The sequence below is a fragment of the Agathobaculum sp. genome (assembly GCF_050946325.1).
In the GTDB taxonomy this organism is placed as follows: domain Bacteria; phylum Bacillota; class Clostridia; order Oscillospirales; family Butyricicoccaceae; genus Agathobaculum.
Genome location: NZ_JBMNUP010000001.1, coordinates 50,743 through 68,732, shown reverse-complemented (window position 1 = coordinate 68,732; position 17,990 = coordinate 50,743). Strand labels below are relative to the sequence as shown.

At 56.1% G+C, this 17,990-nt stretch carries 17 protein-coding genes; 10 read left to right on the top strand and 7 right to left on the bottom strand.

Annotated features, from left to right (window positions below; all coding sequences use genetic code 11):
• Positions 1-155 precede the first annotated feature (155 nt).
• The gene (locus ACOYIE_RS00330; protein WP_433409785.1) at positions 156-791 is read right to left on the bottom strand and encodes a Vat family streptogramin A O-acetyltransferase; all 636 of its coding nucleotides are present in this window, start codon (positions 789-791) and stop codon (positions 156-158) included.
• Positions 792-939: 148 nt separating this feature from the next.
• On the opposite strand from ACOYIE_RS00330, the gene ACOYIE_RS00325 reads away from it, so the two are divergent.
• Both ACOYIE_RS00325 and ACOYIE_RS00320 read left to right on the top strand, forming a co-directional pair.
• Positions 940-1,884, top strand: a complete 945-nt coding sequence (locus ACOYIE_RS00325; RefSeq protein WP_433409783.1) for a DnaD domain protein — start codon at positions 940-942, stop codon at positions 1,882-1,884.
• A 3-nt stretch (positions 1,885-1,887) separates the two neighbouring features.
• Positions 1,888-2,889 (top strand): ATP-binding protein, encoded by a 1,002-nt coding sequence (locus ACOYIE_RS00320; protein ID WP_433409782.1) that lies wholly within the window; start codon positions 1,888-1,890, stop codon positions 2,887-2,889.
• Between the two features lie 683 nt (positions 2,890-3,572).
• Here ACOYIE_RS00320 and ACOYIE_RS00315 read toward each other — a convergent pair.
• Positions 3,573-4,082: a superoxide dismutase family protein gene (locus tag ACOYIE_RS00315; protein WP_433409780.1), complete on the bottom strand. Its 510-nt coding sequence runs from the start codon at positions 4,080-4,082 to the stop codon at positions 3,573-3,575.
• 113 nt (positions 4,083-4,195) lie between these two features.
• On the opposite strand from ACOYIE_RS00315, the gene ACOYIE_RS00310 reads away from it, so the two are divergent.
• The 8 genes from ACOYIE_RS00310 (at position 4,196) to ACOYIE_RS00275 (ending at position 11,994) form a co-directional block, all read left to right on the top strand.
• A complete protein-coding gene (locus ACOYIE_RS00310; RefSeq protein ID WP_433409778.1) occupies positions 4,196-5,014 on the top strand; it encodes a P-loop NTPase in 819 nt (272 codons plus the stop codon).
• Positions 5,011-5,445 (top strand): NifB/NifX family molybdenum-iron cluster-binding protein, encoded by a 435-nt coding sequence (locus ACOYIE_RS00305; RefSeq protein ID WP_433409776.1) that lies wholly within the window; start codon positions 5,011-5,013, stop codon positions 5,443-5,445. Before ACOYIE_RS00310 ends, ACOYIE_RS00305 begins: the two co-directional genes overlap by 4 nt.
• Before the next feature lie 181 nt (positions 5,446-5,626).
• The gene (locus tag ACOYIE_RS00300) at positions 5,627-6,895 is read left to right on the top strand and encodes a DapH/DapD/GlmU-related protein (protein ID WP_433409774.1); all 1,269 of its coding nucleotides are present in this window, start codon (positions 5,627-5,629) and stop codon (positions 6,893-6,895) included.
• Positions 6,896-6,958: 63 nt separating this feature from the next.
• Positions 6,959-7,918 (top strand): ribose-phosphate diphosphokinase, encoded by a 960-nt coding sequence (locus tag ACOYIE_RS00295; protein ID WP_433409772.1) that lies wholly within the window; start codon positions 6,959-6,961, stop codon positions 7,916-7,918.
• Between the two features lie 131 nt (positions 7,919-8,049).
• On the top strand, positions 8,050-8,577 hold the full coding sequence (locus tag ACOYIE_RS00290) for a dihydrofolate reductase family protein (RefSeq protein WP_433409770.1): 528 nt from the start codon (positions 8,050-8,052) through the stop codon (positions 8,575-8,577).
• 92 nt (positions 8,578-8,669) lie between these two features.
• A complete protein-coding gene (locus tag ACOYIE_RS00285; RefSeq protein WP_433409769.1) occupies positions 8,670-9,068 on the top strand; it encodes a helix-turn-helix transcriptional regulator in 399 nt (132 codons plus the stop codon).
• A gap of 4 nt (positions 9,069-9,072) precedes the next feature.
• On the top strand, positions 9,073-9,855 hold the full coding sequence (locus tag ACOYIE_RS00280) for a TIGR00282 family metallophosphoesterase (protein ID WP_433409767.1): 783 nt from the start codon (positions 9,073-9,075) through the stop codon (positions 9,853-9,855).
• 273 nt (positions 9,856-10,128) lie between these two features.
• Positions 10,129-11,994, top strand: a complete 1,866-nt coding sequence (locus ACOYIE_RS00275; protein ID WP_433409766.1) for a DUF4914 family protein — start codon at positions 10,129-10,131, stop codon at positions 11,992-11,994.
• 150 nt (positions 11,995-12,144) lie between these two features.
• Here ACOYIE_RS00275 and iolN read toward each other — a convergent pair whose 3' ends face one another.
• The 5 genes from iolN to ACOYIE_RS00250 all read right to left on the bottom strand — a co-directional run bounded on the left by iolN (position 12,145) and on the right by ACOYIE_RS00250 (position 17,989).
• The gene (gene iolN / locus ACOYIE_RS00270; RefSeq protein WP_433409764.1) at positions 12,145-13,263 is read right to left on the bottom strand and encodes a 3-dehydro-scyllo-inosose hydrolase; all 1,119 of its coding nucleotides are present in this window, start codon (positions 13,261-13,263) and stop codon (positions 12,145-12,147) included.
• Between the two features lie 181 nt (positions 13,264-13,444).
• Positions 13,445-14,434: a sugar ABC transporter substrate-binding protein gene (locus tag ACOYIE_RS00265; RefSeq protein WP_433409763.1), complete on the bottom strand. Its 990-nt coding sequence runs from the start codon at positions 14,432-14,434 to the stop codon at positions 13,445-13,447.
• An 82-nt stretch (positions 14,435-14,516) separates the two neighbouring features.
• Complete coding sequence (locus ACOYIE_RS00260) at positions 14,517-15,485, bottom strand: ABC transporter permease (RefSeq protein WP_433409761.1); 969 nt, start codon at positions 15,483-15,485, stop codon at positions 14,517-14,519.
• Entirely contained in the window at positions 15,475-16,473 is a 999-nt protein-coding gene (locus tag ACOYIE_RS00255; RefSeq protein WP_433409759.1) for an ABC transporter permease, read from the bottom strand. Before ACOYIE_RS00255 ends, ACOYIE_RS00260 begins: the two co-directional genes overlap by 11 nt.
• On the bottom strand, positions 16,466-17,989 hold the full coding sequence (locus ACOYIE_RS00250; protein ID WP_433409757.1) for a sugar ABC transporter ATP-binding protein: 1,524 nt from the start codon (positions 17,987-17,989) through the stop codon (positions 16,466-16,468). The genes ACOYIE_RS00255 and ACOYIE_RS00250 overlap by 8 nt, the downstream gene beginning before the upstream one ends.
• Between the last annotated feature and the right edge of the window lies 1 nt (position 17,990).

The window sequence follows — 17,990 nt, the reverse complement described above, 5'->3', positions numbered from 1 at the left end:
CAAAAAACTGGCAAGGCGGAAATGGTATGACTACACCCTTTCCCTGTTTTCACTTCTGTTTTCTCCAGTACATACTGAAAACCAGGTTGCTGCTTAATGCGCAACCGGGTTTCTCGACAGGCTGAGGGCTTCCGAAAGGAAGCCCTTTTTATTGATCACGCCTCTGCAATATGCCGGATGCGCTGTAAATCACCGCTGCACAGCGCGCTCATGTTGCGGAAAATTTTATCCGCATCCCAGTCCCACCATTTCAGACGGAGCAGATACTGCGTCAGTTCGTCGTCAAATCGGCTGCGAACAACCCTGCATGGATTGCCTCCGGCAATGCAGTAGGGAGGAATGTCCTTGGTGACAACGGAGTTTGCCGCAATGATAGCTCCGTCTCCGATGTGAACACCGGGCAGGACGGTGACGTTCTGCCCAATCCAGACGTCGTTGCCCACGATGGTATCTCCTTTGAGCGGAAGGTCTTGCAAACGGGGCGTAAATTGTTCCCAGCCTCCGCCCATCAGGTTAAATGGATAGGTTGTGACGCTGTTCATACGATGGTTGGCGCCGTTCATGATAAATTCGATGCCTCTGGCGATTGCACAGAATTTGCCGATGATAAGGCGGTCGCCCAGAAAGGGATAATGGTGCGTCACATGCTCTTCAAAGCGTTCAGCGCCGGTGATATCGTCATAATAAGTGTAGTCCCCAACGAGAATATTCGGACGTGTGATGACATTTTTGATAAAGACAATCTGACGGACGTTTTCGTTGGGATAGATCTGGTTTGGATTTGGACCCATGGCTGCGCCTCCTTTGCCCTTTGAATGGATTGATTATAGCATGACTTATCGTTTCTCCGCAACAGAGAAGCGCAGCGCGAATAGACAAGCATGGCGCGGTGTGTTATAATAAAAAACACATTCATTTGGAAAAGGACGGGAAGAAACGGTGCCGCTGATCAATGTACAACTGCCGGAAAATGAACTGCGTGTGGCGCGCTGCGATATGCTGGACAAGCTGATTGCGGTGGGCGACGGCGACGCGGCGCTTCTGTATCTATACATTTTGCGCAACGGCGGCGTGGAGGATGGCAAACAGGCCGCGCGGGCGCTACATTTATCGGGAGAACGGTATGAACGCGCGCTGTTTACGCTCAACAACCTGACCGCGCCTGCGGCGGCGCAGGATGCGGACAAGCCGGACGAAGCGCCGCATTATACGGCGGATGAACTGCGCCGCGCGCGGCTGGACGACCATAAATTCTCTGCCGTCTGCCAGGCGGCGGAGCAGACGCTTGGCCGCACGCTGACAGAGGGGCAGCTGCGCTGCCTGCTGACCGCGTATGACCATCTTGGGCTGGAAGCGGGGGCGATCATTGAACTGCTGGCGTGGCTGAAATCCGAACGGGGCACGGTGCGCCTGGCGGATATCCGGAGAGAGGCGAACCAGTGGGCGGATATGGGCGTTGTCTCGGTGCAGGCCGCGCAGCAGTATTTGGCGCGGCGCGCGGATGAAAAACCGCTGAATGAGGCGCTTTATAAGGCAATGGACGCCGATCCGGCGCAGCCGTCGCCCAAGGAACAGCGCGTGTGCCGCTTTGCTCTGGCACACGGTTTTCCGCCCGAGGCAGTGGCATTGGCTGTGCGGCGGACCGGCCGGCAGCAGGGGCATAAAAGTCTGGATTACACGCTGGGCATTCTGCGCCGCTGGGATGCCGCGGGCGTACATACGGTGAGCGAGATTACAGCGCTGGAACCGGAGACCGGCGCGGCGCGGCAGGCCGCCGGACAGATGGCGGCACAGCCGACCGACGGCGCAACGCTGGCCGCGTGGGAGCAGGAGTGGCTGGAGCAGAAGCGGGAGATACGCCGCAGACGACAGGAGGCGGAATAAGCAATGGCCTATGACAAGAAAATACTTGCCGCCGCCCGCCGTGCGCTGGAACGCGACCGCGCTGCGCATACGGAGGAACTGGAGGCGCGCCGCCGCGATGTATATGCCCGCCAGCCGCGTATCCGCGCGATTGACAGGGAGCTTTCGACGACAGCGGCCGCTGTTTTGCAGGCGGCGCTGCGGGCGGGAGACGACCCTTCGGTTGCAATTGCCTGCCTGCGTGACCGCAACCTTGCTTTGCAGGACGAGCGGGCCGCGCTGCTGCGCGAACTTGGCCTGCCGGGGGATTATCTGACGGCGGCGCCGCTGTGCCCCAAGTGCGGAGATACCGGCTATCAGGGCAGCGCAACCTGCGGCTGCGTGAAGGAGCGGTATGCGCGTCTGTTGCGGGAGCAGCTTTCGGTGACGCTGCCGGTGCGGGACCAGAATTTTGCCGCGTTCCGGCTGAATCTGTATTCCTCCCGTCCGGACGGGAGGCTGGGCCTGTCTCCGCGGGAAAATATGGAGGATAATCTGTTCCGCTGCAAGGAGTATGCAAAAAAGTTTGGCACAGGCTCGCCCAATCTGCTGTTTACCGGCTCAACCGGCTTGGGTAAGACCTTTTTATCCACCTGCATTGCGGATGCGGTCTCTGCGCGCGGCTTTTCCGTGGCGTATGATACGGCGATCAACATTGTTGCCGCGTATGAGACGATTAAGTTTGGCAGCGGGGACGGACAGGCCGCCGCCGAGCGCGCCGCCCGCTATGAGCGCGCCGATTTGCTGATTATCGACGATATGGGAACCGAGATGGGCACAGCGTTTACGGTGTCTGCGCTGTACAACCTGGTGAATATCCGTCTGATGGCCGGCCGCCCGATGATTATCAACACCAATTTGCCGCCGGAGGCGCTGGGGGAAAAATATTCTCCGGCCGTTGCCTCGCGCCTGCTGGGCGAGTTTGAGGCATTGCGGTTTTTTGGAGACGATATCCGCATGAATAAAGCCAGAAAACCGCTGCCGTGATAAAAAGAAGATAACAATTCTTTCACAAGACGTTCAAAATCTGTTCACACATTCGGACTGTGGGTGGGGTATACTAAGGATGTCGATAAGGGAAGCCGCAATCCCGAATCGATAAGCAGCCTACCGATCTTTTATTTCTCTTTTACCCCCCTTTATTTTGTGAATCATCGAAAACGCCTGTATCCGTTTCCCCCACGGATGCAGGCGTTTTCCCATTCTATATAGAAAGATTCTGTTAAAAAACCTTCACAGGATGTTTAAAAGCTGTTCACATATTGCGCAGCCGGATGCGGTATACTAAACATGTCAAAAGGAAACGACACTTCCCCTTTTGACAGACCAACAGATTCCATCTGCTGAATTTCCTTTCTTTCATTCAGAACCCCTTTTTTCACGAAATGAAAAGGCCCCGCTTCTGTTCCCCCACAGAAGCGGGGTTTTTTCGGTTTGTGAACAGAAAGCAACAAATCTTTCACAGGATGTTCAAAAACTATTCATATTTTGGGCACATAAATGCGTTATACTGAATACGTCAGCAAGGGAAGCCGCAATCCCAGGCTGATAACCTACCGATCTTTTTATTTCTCTTTTTACCCCCTTTTTTCAAATCTGTGTAGTGAACCGGAAGGACCGCTGTCTCGCGTGGATGAGACGGCGGTCCTTCTCGTTTTGCCGGCGGAAAATCAGCTTCTTCCGCGCCGCACCGCGGTGATCAGGCCGCAGGCCAGCCGGCCGCCTGCGTTTCCGGCGGGCTGGGTGGTAAAATCATCCGGCTTATCGTGGATGACAACAGTCCGGCCGATGACGTCGGAGACGCGAAAGCGTCCGGTCAGCACGGCCATCCAGGCAAGGCCGGAGGAGTCGACGAACAGCGGCGGCAAATCGCCCGCATGATACGGATGCGGGCAGGCGCCCGGGTTATAGTGCGCGCCTGCGCCGCTGAACGGAGCGGAGGCGCTGCCTGCGCACGAATTTCCTTCGTGTATATGCAGTGCAAAAACCGGCAGCGCGCATGCCATGCGCGTCACCGGAAAACCGCGCACAGCCGCGGTTACCAGCGTGCCCTGCGGGGTTTGATAAAAGGATACCGTGCCTTCAATGTTCGGTCCGTCCGGCACACCGTGCAGAACGGCGGCTGCATCCGGAAGGCGCTGGATGACGGATGCAAAATATTGAGAATAGGTTTGCTGCATTGTGCTGTCTCCCTTCATAAAACATTGTATGCGGGATGGATTGCCCTTGCGAAAGTGAAAATGATGCGGTATACTAAACAGAGTGATGAATTTATGGTTAGGAGTTGTGTACTATGGGTTGTTCGCATAACTGCGAAAGCTGTTCCTCGAACTGCGGGGGAGAGAAGAGCCTGAAAGTGGCGGCGAATCCGGCGGCCAGCATAAAAAAAGTGATCGGCGTTGTATCCGGCAAGGGCGGCGTGGGCAAGAGCCTGCTGACCTCGATGATGGCGGTGGGACTGACGCGCAAGGGGTATTCCTGCGGCATTCTGGATGCGGATATTACCGGTCCTTCCATCCCCAAGGCCTTTGGCGTGCATGATCAGCTGGAAGGCTGCGAGGAGGGCATTCTGCCCGCGCGCAGCGAGGGCGGCGTGCAGATGATTTCCATCAACCTGGTGCTGCCCAATGAGGATGACCCCGTCATTTACCGCGGGCCGATTATCGCGGAAACGGTCAAGCAGTTCTGGTCGGACGTTATTTGGGACGATGTGGATTTTCTGTTTGTTGATATGCCGCCCGGCACGGGCGATGTGCCGCTGACCGTGTTCCAGTCGCTTCCGGTAGATGGCATTCTTGTGGTTACTTCGCCGCAGGATCTGGTCTCCATGATTGTGGGCAAGGCGGTCAAGATGGCCAAAATGATGGATATCCCCGTGATTGGCGTGGTGGAAAATTACAGCTATCTGGCCTGCCCGGACTGCGGCAAGCACATCGCTGTTTTTGGTGAGAGCAAGGTGGACGCGGTAGCCGCGCAGTATGAGCTGCCCGTTCTGGCCAAGCTGCCGATTGACCCCAAGCTGGCCGCGGCCGTGGACGCAGGCAAAATTGAAGACGCCAAGCTGCCGGATGAGCTGACCGGCGCGCTGAAAACAGTGGAGGACATGCGATGAATATCGGAGTCACATACCATGACGGCCAGATCGCCCAGAACCTGGGCGAGTGCCGCACCTTTTTGATCGTTTCGGTGGAGGATAATCTGCCCACAGGCAAACGTATGGTCAACGTGGAGGGCACTGGCGTGACCGATATGGTAAAAACCATGAGCATGGAAGGCGTCGACGTGCTGATCTGCGGCTCGCTCGGCCTTGCCGTGCGCAATGCGCTGGAGATGATCGGCATTCTGCTTGTGCCCGGCTGCGAAGGCCCGGCAGAGGAAGCCGTCGCGAAATTCCTGGTGGGAGAAAAACAGGGAGACCCGACGCTGCTGGAAATTGGCCGCGAAGAGGATCCGGACGATCCGATGTCCTGCATGCATGACTGCGCCAAGTGCGCGGGCTGCGGCACAATTGAGGTGCTCAAGAACCTTCCGCAGAAAAAGTGAAGCAAAAAGCCGCCCTTTGCGGGGCGGCTTTTCCCGTTTGCGGCATGAAACACTTTTTTTCTCATGCCAAGACGAAAAAATGGCTGCAAAACGGAGAAATTTATAGAAAATGCTGATGCAATTTGCGCGCCGCTGTTGTATAATGATTCTATAACTGAAAACGGCGGGCATAACCCCGCCAATGGAACGGAAGGATTTCTTCATGGGAAAAATTTCTGCCGCCCTTGTCGGCGGCCTGTTTGATGAAAACGGCCTTTCCGCATATGCGCGTCCGGTGCTGTTCGGCACCGCGGGCGATGCAGTCAGGGACTGTCTGCCTGCGGCGGTGGACGCCTGCTACTTTGTGCATGACGGACGGGACGCCGCGCTGTCCGGCGCGGAAAGCCTGGCGCTGGAAGGCGGAAACCGCTTTGCCGCGCTCAAGAGCCTGGCGGTATGCGGGCATGTGCTGGTAATCGCAGCCCCCTTTGCCCTGACCGAGGCGGACGCGCTTTATCACCTGTGCGAAACCCATACGGTTACGGGCTATGGCGTGAGTGTGCTTGCGGCAGAGCAGCAGGGCTTTGATGCGGAGGGGCAGCCCATCCCGCGGGACAGCAACTGCCTTGCGGCCATATTTACCTGGGAGACGCTGCAAAAAGCGCTCGAAACGGGAGCGGACACGCTGGACGGTCTGGTTGCCGCAGCAGTTGCGGCCGGTGCGCAGAAGGGCGTTGCCGTGACCAATGAGATTGTTGCGATCTGTGACGGCGCCTCGGCCTATATCGCGCAGCTTGCGGTGACGCATCGCGTAAATTTTGGGCTGATTGAAAAAGGCGTGCAGATTTTTGACCCCGTGAATACCTATATCGCACCGGACGCCGAGATCGAAGCGGGCGCGGTGATTCTGCCCGGCTGCCATATCCGTCCGGGCTGCAAGGTCGGCGCGGGTGCGGTCATCGGACCCAACTCCATCCTTGAAAAAGCCGAAATCGGCGCGGGCACCACGGTCAACAATTCGCAGGTATACGAATCGACGGTGGGCAAAAACGTCACGGTCGGTCCGTTTGCATATATCCGCCCGCAGTGCGTGGTGGGTGACGGCTGCCGCATCGGCGATTTTGTTGAGCTGAAAAAATCCACCATCGGCAACGGCACCAAGGTATCGCACCTGACCTATATCGGCGATGCGACCGTCGGCGAGCGGGTCAATTTTGGCTGCGGAACCGTTGTGGTCAACTATGACGGCTATGTTAAGAATCAGACCATCATTGGGGACGATTGCTTTATCGGCTGCAATACCAATCTGGTTTCCCCTGTTACGCTGGGCAACCGCGTGTTTACGGCCGCCGGAACAACGGTGACGAAAAACGTGCCGGACGGCGCGCTGACGGTTGCGCGGGCGCGGCAGACCAACCTGGAGGGCTGGAACGACAAACGCCGCAAAGCGCACGGCCAGGATACAAAGTAACGGCAACAATAAAGAGAAAAATATAAAAAAGGACACATAAATAACTACGGAGGGGTAAATTGAATGATTTCTCACGGTAAAAACATCAAAATCCTGTCCGGCAACTCGCATCCCGCGCTGGCGATGCAGATTGCTTCCGCACTTGGCCTGCCGATTGGCAAGGCCACCATTTCGACGTTTGCAGACGGCGAAATCTCCGTTTCCATCATGGAATCGGTGCGCGGTTCGGACGTTTTCCTGGTGCAGTCTACCTGTGGACCGGTCAACAACAACCTGATGGAGCTGCTCATCATGATCGACTCCTGCAAGCGTGCTTCTGCCGGCCGTATCACGGCGGTTATCCCGTATTTCGGCTATGCGCGCCAGGACCGCAAGAGCAAGGCGCGCGACCCGATCTCGGCAAAGCTGGTTGCAAACCTGATTACGGCCGCAGGCGCGGACCGTGTGCTGACCATGGACCTGCACGCCGCGCAGATTCAGGGCTTTTTTGACATTCCGGTGGACAACATGCTGGGCTCGTCCGTTCTGATTCCGTATATTGCCGGCAAGTTCGGCGTGGGCACGGATGATACGGTGATTGTATCGCCCGACCTTGGCTCGGTTACCCGTGCGCGCAAGTTTACGGAAAAGCTGGACATGCCGCTTGCCATCATTGACAAGCGCCGCCCCAAGGCCAATGTGTCCGAAGTGATGAACATCATCGGCAATGTAAAGGGCAAAAAGTGCATCCTGGCGGACGACCTGATTGACACGGCCGGTACGCTGTGCCATGCGGCAGAGGCGCTGATTGAAAAGGGCGGTGCAATCGAAGTATACGCCTGTGCGACCCACGGCGTACTTTCCGGTCCTGCGATTGAGCGCATTGACAAGAGCCCGATTAAGGAACTTGCCATTCTGGATACGATTCCGCTGCCGAGCGAGAAAAAGCTGGACAAGATCAAGGTGCTGTCGGTTGCGCCGGTATTTACCGAGGCGATTGCCCGTATTTACGAGGAAACATCGGTATCGACGCTGTTCGACTGAGTGCCGGGGCTTCAAAAGTCTGGCAAAACTGGGCTGTTGGATGAAAATGCCGCGGGACGCGGCGTGAAATGAGAAAGGGGGAGGCGGACAGATTTTTGTCCGCCTCCCTTTTTGCATAAAGGAGGGCGGCAATGCGAAAAACAGTGGCGTATCTTGCGGTCAGTCTGGACGGTTATATCGCGGATGCTGAGGGCAGCGTGGCGTGGCTGGACACGTTCGCGGATGCATCGGAAGAGGACGGCTGCGGCGCGTTTGTGCAAACCGTGGATACGGTTGTGATGGGCGGGCGCACCTACCGGCAGATCACAGAAGAACTGTTGCCCAGGGTGTGGCCGTATGAAGGACTGCACAGCTATGTATGGACGCGCAGCGCGGCGCCGCTGCCGCACGCCAGGCGAATCGACGGCGATCTGGCAGAGTGGCTGCGGGTGCAGAAGCGCGGCAGGGGCAAGGACATCTGGCTGTGCGGCGGGGCGGAGCTGATCGCGGCGGCAGCCGCTGCCGGCGCGGTTGACCGCTGGCACCTGACCGTGCTGCCGGTGCTGCTCGGCGGCGGGATTCGCCTGTTTCCGGCGGGGCAGACACAGCGGCTGCGGCTGGTGTCCCTGCGGCGGTGCGGCGGCATCGCAGAGCTGATTTACGAGACAGAAACACAGTAAACAGGCGGCTGCAACGCAGCGTAGCAGGCCGGCAACCGGGCGCAGCGGACAAAAATGCCGGTTTTTGCTATGCTGTGCATGAGGTGATTTGCATGACATTCGGAGAGAAACTCAAAGTCCTGCGCATCAGGGAAGAATATTCGCAGGAAGCACTGGCAGAGCTGCTGCATGTTTCTCGGCAGGCGGTGACCAAGTGGGAAAACAATGCAGGCATGCCGGATATTGAGAATGTCAAGGCGGTGGCCGATTTGTTCGATGTGACGCTGGATTCGCTGCTGCGCGACGAGGAGGAAGTGGAAACGACCGAGGAGAGCCGCGGCTGGAAGGTGGCGGCAGCGTGCGCAGCCATCGGGCTGGTCATTGGCCTTTTATTGGATGAGCTGGGCGTGGGGAGCAGCCGGATAGCCGGTATGTACACCTTCGGCGCGGGGGTAATCGGCTGGGCGCTGTACTATATTGCGCTGCAGCTGCGGAAAACAAATACGAGGTGAAACGATGAAGGTATTAACCATCGGCGATGTCGTAGGGGAAGCGGGAATTGACACGCTGTATGCCCTGCTGCGCCGCGTCAAACGGGCGCAGGGGGCGGATTTTGTAATCGTCAACGGAGAAAATGCCGCGGGACGCGGCATCACGCCCGCGCAGGCGGATGATATTTTCTCCGCAGGGGCGGATGTGATTACGCTGGGCAACCATGCATTCGGCAAACGGCAGATTGCCTCCTATCTGGATGAGCATGCCAATGTGCTGCGTCCGGCCAATCTGGCGCCGCAAAGCCCAGGGCAGGGCTGGGGGATTTACGACGGGCCGCAGGGGCTGCGCCTGCTCGTGATGAACCTGATCGGCCGGTGCGATATGCACTATGGGCCGGATAACCCGTTTTTGTGTGCGGATAAGATTCTGCGCGATAACGCAGCAAAGTATGATATCGCGCTGGCAGAAATCCACGCGAACGCCACCAGCGAAAAGCTCGCTATGGGGTATTACCTGGATGGGCGCGCCGCGGCGGTATGGGGCACGCATACCCATGTGCAGACTGCGGATAACCGCATCAACCCCAAGGGAACGGGGTATATTACCGATATCGGGATGACCGGTCCGGTGGTGTCCGTGCTGGGCGTGTGCCCTGCGCAGTCAATTGCCATGTTCCGCGGCGATCTGACCGAGCCCTTCCAGACTGCGCCGGGCGAATGTGCGCTGTCCGGCGCGGTGTTTGAAATTGGCAGGGACGGCGTGTGCGCATCCGTCAAACGGGTGTGGGAACAGTATGCGCGGTAGACGTGCGCTGATTGACAGTTTTTTGTAAAGAATGTGAGAAAATGACGAAAAAAACGGAAAATTGTCGACTGTTTTTGTTGAATGCGCAAAAAAGAAGCTGACGGAGTGCAAATGCAAGAAAATTGATTGACTATACGATGCATTTTGTTGTATGCTAATAATGAAGAACAATAGGCCTGCGTTAAATGGGAAGGGTTTACACAGGGCTTTGTACGGCGCACCGGCCGGGTGTATGCAGGCGCTGCGGAACGGTGCGAAAGGAGGATTATTCAGATGAACGCATTGCTCAACAAATTCACTTTCAGTCCGGAAATACTGGATGTCATCTCCAACTGCAAATCAGTCTGGGTGCCCACCACCAAGGCGGAACTTTATGAGATGTGCTTTGGCGGTGACCGCCGGTTCAACGTTGTTTATGACGTGCCGGGCAAGGGACCGGTGAAGGAATGCGACGTAACCCGCTGCAAAAACGGCGCTGCCGTTAACTATGTAGAGGACTATATGCGCCGCCGTGATCCGGACTGCATGCGCATTGCAGACGACGGCCCGACGGACAAGCCGCGCTTCCAGGATGTGTATGGCTACCCCTTTGACAAGCTCCGCAAGGAGACGATGGAATGGTTTAAGACGCAGGAGCTGATTTTTATGCCTTTCAACTCCGGCGGCAACACCTATGGTTATCCCTCTATGCTGATTTGCCCGAAGAACGCGGCGTTTTTTGCCTTTGCGCTGGCGCATCTGCAGGGCTTCATTTCCGCGGCGGAGTGCGAAGGCTTTAAGCCGCGCGCATTTATTTATGTTGCGCCTCCGTTCCGCCATTCGCACTTTAACGGCCGGCAGGTGTGCGTACACAACCGTACCGAGGACTGCCATGAGGTCTTCTCGTACAACCTGTACCCCGGCCCGTCTGCCAAGAAGGGCGTATACTCCATCCTGCTTGATATTGGCGAGCGGGAAAACTGGGTTACCGCACACGCTTCCTGCGGCCGCATCGTCACCCCGTATGAGAATGAAATCGTCATCATGCATGAGGGTGCTTCCGGCGGCGGCAAGAGCGAGATGCTGCAGGATATTACCCGCCTGGAGGACGGCACCGTGCTGCTTTCCACCAACACGGTAACGGGTGAGGAAACCATCCTGAACCTGGGCGAGACCTGCCATATTGAGCCGGTGTGCGACGATATGGCGACCTGCTACCCGTCGCTGCAGAATGACAGCGGCAAGCTGGTTCTGGTAGACGGCGAGGGCGGCTGGTTCCTGCGCATGGACGGCGTGACCCACTATGGCTGCGACCCCGTTTACGAGCGCATCTGCACCGAGCCGGATGAGCCGCTCTGCTTCTTCAATATGGAAGCGCACCGCGGCGCGACCTGCCTGATTTGGGAGCACACGCTGGACTCCAACGGTCAGCCCTGTCCCAACCCGCGCGCCATTGTGCCGCGTGAAAAGGTGCCGAACATTGTAACCGAGCCGGTTGAGGTTGACGTGCGTACCTTCGGCGTTCGTATGCCACCTTCTACGGCAGAGGACCCGAACTACGGCATTATGGGCATGATGCATGTTATTCCGCCCGCGCTGGCCTGGCTGTGGCGCCTGGTTGCGCCGCGCGGCTTTAAGAACCCGTCCATTGTGGGCGGCGGCGAGCTCAAGAGCGAGGGCGTAGGCTCTTATTGGCCGTTTGCAACCGGTCTGCGCGTCAAGCAGGCCAACCTGCTGCTCAAGCAGATTCTGGATTGCCCGAACACCCGCTATGTGCTCATTCCGAACCAGCATATCGGCGTATACAAGGTCGGCTTTGCTGCGGAGTGGCTCAGCCGTGAGTATCTGGCGCGCCATAACGGCCGCATTAAGCCGGATCATCTGGAACCGGCCCGCTGCCCGCTGCTTGGCTACGCGCTCAAGGATATGAAGCTGGATGGTCAGAAGATTCGTTCCAAGTTCCTGCGCACGGAGACGCAGGACCGCATGGGCCTGGAAGGCTACGATGCAGGCGCCAAGATTCTGACGGACTTCTTCGAAAAGGAACTGAAAAAGTTCGATACGCCCGATCTGGACCCGATCGGCAAGCAGATTATCGACTGCTTCATGAACGGCGGTACGCTTGCGGATTATGAGGCAATCACGCCGACTAAGTTCTGATAACGTTTGAGAAAACGGAAACAAGCAAGATAAAACAAGGCCATCAGAGTATTCTGATGGCCTTGTTTTTTAGCCTGAAACATAGAAGAGGCCCCCAAAGCGGGGACCTCTTCTAAAAAATAATGAGAAAAGAAGAAAAGAGAAAAAGAGTCAGTCAATAAAGAAACCGCGTCTGGGCAGCTCATGTACGCTCTTCCAGCCTTCGCTGAGCGGCTCGCGCAGGCAGGGCTCGATTTCTTCGTACGGGCGGAGCGAGAACTTGCGGGGATCGGGCACCTGGCCGGCCGGATACGCTTCCAGAATGTCCTCTACCATTGCGTTCAGATATTCGCAGATGGCCGCGATTGCGCGCTTGACGCGGCGCGGCTCGCCGCGGGACGGATAGCCGACAACGCCTTCCGGTGTGCCGAAGCGCTCGATCACGCGATGTCCCTCTGCCTCGGACCACTTGTTCGGACGGTGGAACGAGTCAACGGAACCGTCATAGAACCCTCCGTCCAGCATGCCGAAGCTCTTGGCCTGTGCGTCCACAACGCAGCTCATATCCACCATGCCCGGGAACATCAGCAGCGCTGCCGAGGTCTCCGCCTCGTCCGCATGTACGAACGGCGTGCTGACAAAGTCCGGACGCTCGTCGCCCAGCGGGTAGAAGAACTCGCGCACCGCGCGGTGCCATTCAACTACCGTTGCAAAGGCAGGCAGCTGATAACGCTTGAAGAATTCCTGAATCGCAGATTCCAGCATCCAGTCCATGCCGTGGTTGTTTACCAGAATGATTTTGCGGAAGCCGTCGTCCCACAGGCCGACCATCACGTTGATCAGCGTGTCTACGATGCTCTTTTCGCTCGTCATCACCGTGCCGGGCATGCCGCAGTGGTGATACGGATGTCCGCCGTAGTTGATCGGCGGCAGGGCCAGCGCAACTTCGTGGCCGGCCTTGGCGGTCTTGCGGCGCACCGCTTCGCAGATGGAGGAGCACATGAACGTATCCAGACCGGAGTTGTTATGAATGCCGTGGTTTTCCGTGCAGCCGATCGGCACCAGAACGATATCGTTCTTATGGCGCTTTTCAATCACCATCTTGCGCGGAGAGGTCTGGATATAGCAGCAGGGTTTGCCCATCTCGCTGTCTGACGGAATGCCGTAATCGTCCAGAATCCGCTGGATTTCTTCTTCCGAGGCATCCCACAGCCGCTTCTTCAGCTGTCCTACCTTGTTATCCTCAAAAAATATGTTCGGATACTCTGTGGTCAAATACTTTTCTTTCATGTTGTACAGCTCCTTTGGTAAAGATTTAATATTTGATCGGGTCCTATCGTCAGCAAGTGAACCGTTTCATTTCCTCACGACAAAATCCAATCGGTTATACAGCAGAAAAAAGGGGGTGCCGCGGCGGCGATGGCCGCCGCGGCACATACCAGAAAGATTACCGATTTACGGAACCAGCAGATTAATGCTCTTTAAAGGTGTCCGCGTTGTCCAGGTTAACAACCTTGGTCTTAACTTCGTAGAAGTCCTTGACCTCTTTGCCTTCCAGCACATCGGCCGCCGCCTCGATTGCAGAGTAGCCCTGCATAAAGGGATCGCCGAAAGAGGTCAGCGTGATCTTGCCTTCCTTCAGAGCGGCAACGGCGTCGTCGTTCGCGTCCTGGCCGGAAATCATGATCTGACCGGTCTTGCCGGCAGCGTCAACCGCCTCAGCGGTGCCGAGCGCCATCTCATCGTTGCAGCAGAAGAAAGCGTTTACGTCCGGATAGGACTGGAGCAGGTTCTGCGCTACGTTCAGCGCCTCCGCACGGGAGTAGTTAGCAGACTGGGAAGCAACCAGCTCGATGTCCGGATACTCTTCCAGCGCCTTCTTGCAGCCTTCGATACGGTCAAGAGAGGTCTGCGCACCGGTGGAGCCCTCAATGATGATCAGGGTGCCCTTGCCGCCCATCTTCTCAAACAGTGCCTTGGCAGTGTCATAGCCCTGGTTTACATTTTCCAGGCCGACAAAGGTCTCATACATGGTGTCGTCTGCAATGCGGGTGTTCAGGTTAACAACCGGAATGTTGGCATCCTTGATCTTCTGTACGGCAGGGATGATTGCTTCCGAGTCAACCGGGCACATAACGACGAGGTCAACCTGATTTACGATGGCTTCTTCAGCCAGCTGGCTCTGCTGCTCGTTGCCCGAACCCTCAGCGGTATCAACGGGGGTTTTGACCTCAACATTGTAGCCGAGCTCTTCGCCGGCAGCCTTGGCGCCTTCCGCAACGCTGATAAAGAACGGCGCGGTGGAGTTTTTCAGGATAACAGTAATGTTCTTCTTGGCGCCGGCATCGCCGCCGTCTGCACCAGCGCCAGCGTCAGTGCTGTCGCCGCCGCCGCAACCGGCGAAACCAACTGTCATCAATGCTGCCAATGCCAGTGCTGCAAGTCTTTTGCTCTGTTTCATGATACATTCTCCTTTTTCTTCGACTCGTTTTTATTATCACACGGCGCATGCCGCTATGATACGAATAAAATCAGTGGGGGGATTACTTTGCTTTACCTGCCTGCTTTGCCAGAATATTATTCAGCACGCGCTCGTATATGATAGCGAACAGAATGACAAAGCCGACAACTGCCTGCTGCCAGTTGGTGGAAACACCCATGATGTTCATGCCGTTGCGGATGAACATGATAATCATTGAGCCGATCACGGTGTTGACAACCGAACCGGTGCCGCCGCAGAATGCGATGCCGCCGATCAGCGCAGAAGCGATCGCATCGTTTGTCAACGTGCCGCGGATACTCGGGTCCGCCGCGTTCAGACGCGCCAGATACAGAATGCCGGTCAGCGCAGCCAGCAGGCCGTTGATGACGTAAATCGACATGATGACACGCTCGGAATGCATGCCGGAAAGCTTGGCGGCTTTTTTGTTATAGCCCAGCGAGTACAGCGTGCGTCCGTACGTTGTGCGGCGGGTGAAAAAGTACAGGACAAGAAAGATCAGAATCGTGATGAGGGCAACGTTCGGCAGGCAGGGAATCAGGTGCCCGTTTACAATGCTGCGGAAGCCGTCCGAGAAACCGTAAACATATTCGCCGTTGCAGACGACATAGGCGAAGCCAAGCGCCATAAAGTCCACGCTGAAGGTAGCGATGAACGGCTCAATCTTGACCTTGCTGATCAGCAGGCCGTTGAACAGGCCGAACGCAATACCGATGCCAAAGGCAACGATAATGCCCATCAGGTAGTTGCCCTGCTGGAAGTATGCAGCGCTCATATAGCTTGACAGAACCATGGTGGAGGACATCGAAATATCAATGCCGCCGGAAATCATGGCAAGACTCATGCCGAACGCCAGCAGAATCATAAACGGCGCCTGCTGGAAAACTACCTGCGTGATATTATCAACCGACAGGAACGAAGCGGGACGTGCAATGGCAAATCCGACAAAAACGACCGCAAGAATCAGGAAACGTGAGAGCAGGTCGATTTGATTCTTTTTCTTAACCGACATTGTTGTAGACCCTCCTCTTTGCCTGAATGTTCTTTCTGTGATCGGCGACCACGTCGATGATAATAAGCGAAACGATTACCATGCCGGTGATTGCCTTCTGCCAGGTGGAAGGAATACCCATCAGGCTCAGGCCGCTGGCCAGAATTTTCATCAGCAGCGCGCCGAAAACGGTGCCTACCAGGCCGCCCTTGCCGCCGGAGAACGCCGTGCCGCCGATAACAACCGCCGCCATTGCGTTGAAGGTGTAGTCAACGCCTACGGACGGGCTGCCCGAAGTGGTCATGCAGGCAACCGCAAGGCCGGCGATGGAGGCAAACAGACCGCTGAGCATGTAAACAGCAATGGAGGTTTCCACAACCTTGATGCCGCTGACTGCCGCAACATTTCTGGAGCCGCCCAGGGCGAAGAGGTCGTAGCCGAACTTGGTTTTGTTTTGAACCCAGATCATCAGCGCCGCAAGAATGACAGTAATCCAGATGATCACATACAGACCGGCGATTTTTCCGTTGCCAATCCAGTTGATAAAATCATTTTTAACGGCCACTGTATTGCCTTTTGTTACAACAAGCGCCAGACCGGCGAAGACGCTCATCATACCGAATGTTACGACCCAGTAGTCCAATTTGAATTTTGCAATCAATATGCCGTTAACCAGGCCGATCAGCAAACCAAGGAGCAGCGGTGCGACCATTGCCACAGCCAATGGCGCGCCGTTGTTGTACAAGACGACCACCAGTACGGCTGACATGGATACCACGGAGCCGATCGACATATCAATCTGACCGATCAGGATAACCAGCGTCAGACCGATAGCGGCAAGAAGCAGCGTGCAGGTGTTGCGGAAAATCAAAATAATATTATAAGTAGAGAGGAATTTGTTGTTGGCCAAACCAAACAGGATAAACAGCACGATGTCGCCGATCAGAATGCCGGGGATATTCAGCTGTTTGAATTTGCCAAGCAGTCCTCCGCTTTTTGTTTTATTCATTGACCGCACTCTCCTTTCCGCCGACAGCGAAGCGCATAATCGCTTCCTGCGACATCTGTTCGCGGGACAGCTCGCCGGTGATCTCGCCATCCTTCATAACATAAACGCGGTCAGAGATGCCGATTACTTCGTTCATTTCCGAAGAGATCATCAGAATGCCGTAGCCTTCATGTACCAGACGGTCCAGCAGCTTGTAAATTTCGCTCTTGGCGCCTACGTCGATACCGCGGGTCGGCTCGTCGATAATCAGGAATTTACAGCCGGTTTCCAGCCACTTGCCGATAACGACCTTCTGTTGGTTGCCGCCGGAAAGCTCACCGACCAGCTTATCCGCATTCGGCGTTGCAATACGCAGTTCCTTAACATACTTTTCGCCGATCTCATCCTCCGGCTTAGCGCGAAGAATGCCGCCCTTGAATACCTTGCCGAGACTTGCCGAAACCAGGTTTTCCTTAATCGGCATCTGCAGCACCAGACCCTCGATTTTACGGTCTTCTGACAGATAGCCCATAGAGTTTTTCACGCTCTTGTTCGGCGTTGTGCGGGTGATTTCTCTGCCGTAAAGCGTATAGCTGCCATGCTCGATCGGTTCGTCGCCGAACACGGCCTTGGCGATCTCCGTGCGGCCCGCGCCGATCAGACCGGACAGAGAAACGATTTCGCCTTCCCGCACGTTGATGTTTACATTGCGGAAACGCCAGCCCGAAAGATCCTTGGTTTCAAAAATGACCTTGCCTGGCTCGATGTAGTGGCGCTCATACATGTTTTCGATTTTACGGCCGACCATCATGGAGATGAGCGTGTCCAGCTCAACATCCTTGACGTCTACCGTATCAATGTACTGCCCGTCACGCATTACGGTAACGCAGTCACCAATGCGCTTGATTTCATTCATGCGGTGGGAGATGTAAATGATTGCTACGCCGTCTTTTTTCAGCTTTTCGACGATGCCGAACAGCTTGTCGATCTCGCGGTCGGTCAGCGAGGAGGTCGGCTCATCCATGATAACGAGCTTAACATCCTTGGAAAGCGCCTTTACCACTTCCACCATCTGCATCTGCGCAATACTGAGCTTTTTGACCAGAATGTTCGGGTCCAGATCCAGACCCAGGCGGTCCATCAGCTCCCTGCTGTCGCTGACCATCTTCTTGTAGTCAATGACGCCCTTCATACCCTTGACGCGCGGCTCGTGGCCGAGATAGATATTCTGCGCGATGGTGCGTTCAGGCAGCAGATTCAATTCCTGGTGAATCATGCTGATGCCCGCGTCCATTGACTGACGGACATTTGCAAAAGTTACCTCCTGGCCGTCGTACCAGATGGTGCCTTCATCCCTGCTGTAAATACCGGTGATGATTTTCATCAGCGTGGATTTACCCGCGCCGTTCTCACCCAGCAGAATGTGAACCTTACCCTTTTCGCAGGTCAGCTGCACTTTATCCAGCGCAAGCGTACCGGGGAAGGCTTTCGTAATGCCTGTCATTCGCAGGATTACGTTTTCTTCTCTTACGTCCACT

What these genes read in the sequence shown, in the direction of transcription:
- ACOYIE_RS00330 (WP_433409785.1), bottom strand. Translation starts at nt 791, where the DNA reads ATGGGTCCAAATCCAAACCAGATCTATCCCAACGAAAACGTCCGTCAG.
- ACOYIE_RS00320 (WP_433409782.1), top strand. Translation starts at nt 1,888, where the DNA reads ATGGCCTATGACAAGAAAATACTTGCCGCCGCCCGCCGTGCGCTGGAA.
- ACOYIE_RS00315 (WP_433409780.1), bottom strand. Translation starts at nt 4,082, where the DNA reads ATGCAGCAAACCTATTCTCAATATTTTGCATCCGTCATCCAGCGCCTT.
- ACOYIE_RS00310 (WP_433409778.1), top strand. Translation starts at nt 4,196, where the DNA reads ATGGGTTGTTCGCATAACTGCGAAAGCTGTTCCTCGAACTGCGGGGGA.
- ACOYIE_RS00305 (WP_433409776.1), top strand. Translation starts at nt 5,011, where the DNA reads ATGAATATCGGAGTCACATACCATGACGGCCAGATCGCCCAGAACCTG.
- ACOYIE_RS00300 (WP_433409774.1), top strand. Translation starts at nt 5,627, where the DNA reads ATGGAACGGAAGGATTTCTTCATGGGAAAAATTTCTGCCGCCCTTGTC.
- ACOYIE_RS00295 (WP_433409772.1), top strand. Translation starts at nt 6,959, where the DNA reads ATGATTTCTCACGGTAAAAACATCAAAATCCTGTCCGGCAACTCGCAT.
- ACOYIE_RS00290 (WP_433409770.1), top strand. Translation starts at nt 8,050, where the DNA reads ATGCGAAAAACAGTGGCGTATCTTGCGGTCAGTCTGGACGGTTATATC.
- ACOYIE_RS00285 (WP_433409769.1), top strand. Translation starts at nt 8,670, where the DNA reads ATGACATTCGGAGAGAAACTCAAAGTCCTGCGCATCAGGGAAGAATAT.
- ACOYIE_RS00280 (WP_433409767.1), top strand. Translation starts at nt 9,073, where the DNA reads ATGAAGGTATTAACCATCGGCGATGTCGTAGGGGAAGCGGGAATTGAC.
- ACOYIE_RS00275 (WP_433409766.1), top strand. Translation starts at nt 10,129, where the DNA reads ATGAACGCATTGCTCAACAAATTCACTTTCAGTCCGGAAATACTGGAT.
- iolN (WP_433409764.1), bottom strand. Translation starts at nt 13,263, where the DNA reads ATGAAAGAAAAGTATTTGACCACAGAGTATCCGAACATATTTTTTGAG.
- ACOYIE_RS00265 (WP_433409763.1), bottom strand. Translation starts at nt 14,434, where the DNA reads ATGAAACAGAGCAAAAGACTTGCAGCACTGGCATTGGCAGCATTGATG.
- ACOYIE_RS00260 (WP_433409761.1), bottom strand. Translation starts at nt 15,485, where the DNA reads ATGTCGGTTAAGAAAAAGAATCAAATCGACCTGCTCTCACGTTTCCTG.
- ACOYIE_RS00255 (WP_433409759.1), bottom strand. Translation starts at nt 16,473, where the DNA reads ATGAATAAAACAAAAAGCGGAGGACTGCTTGGCAAATTCAAACAGCTG.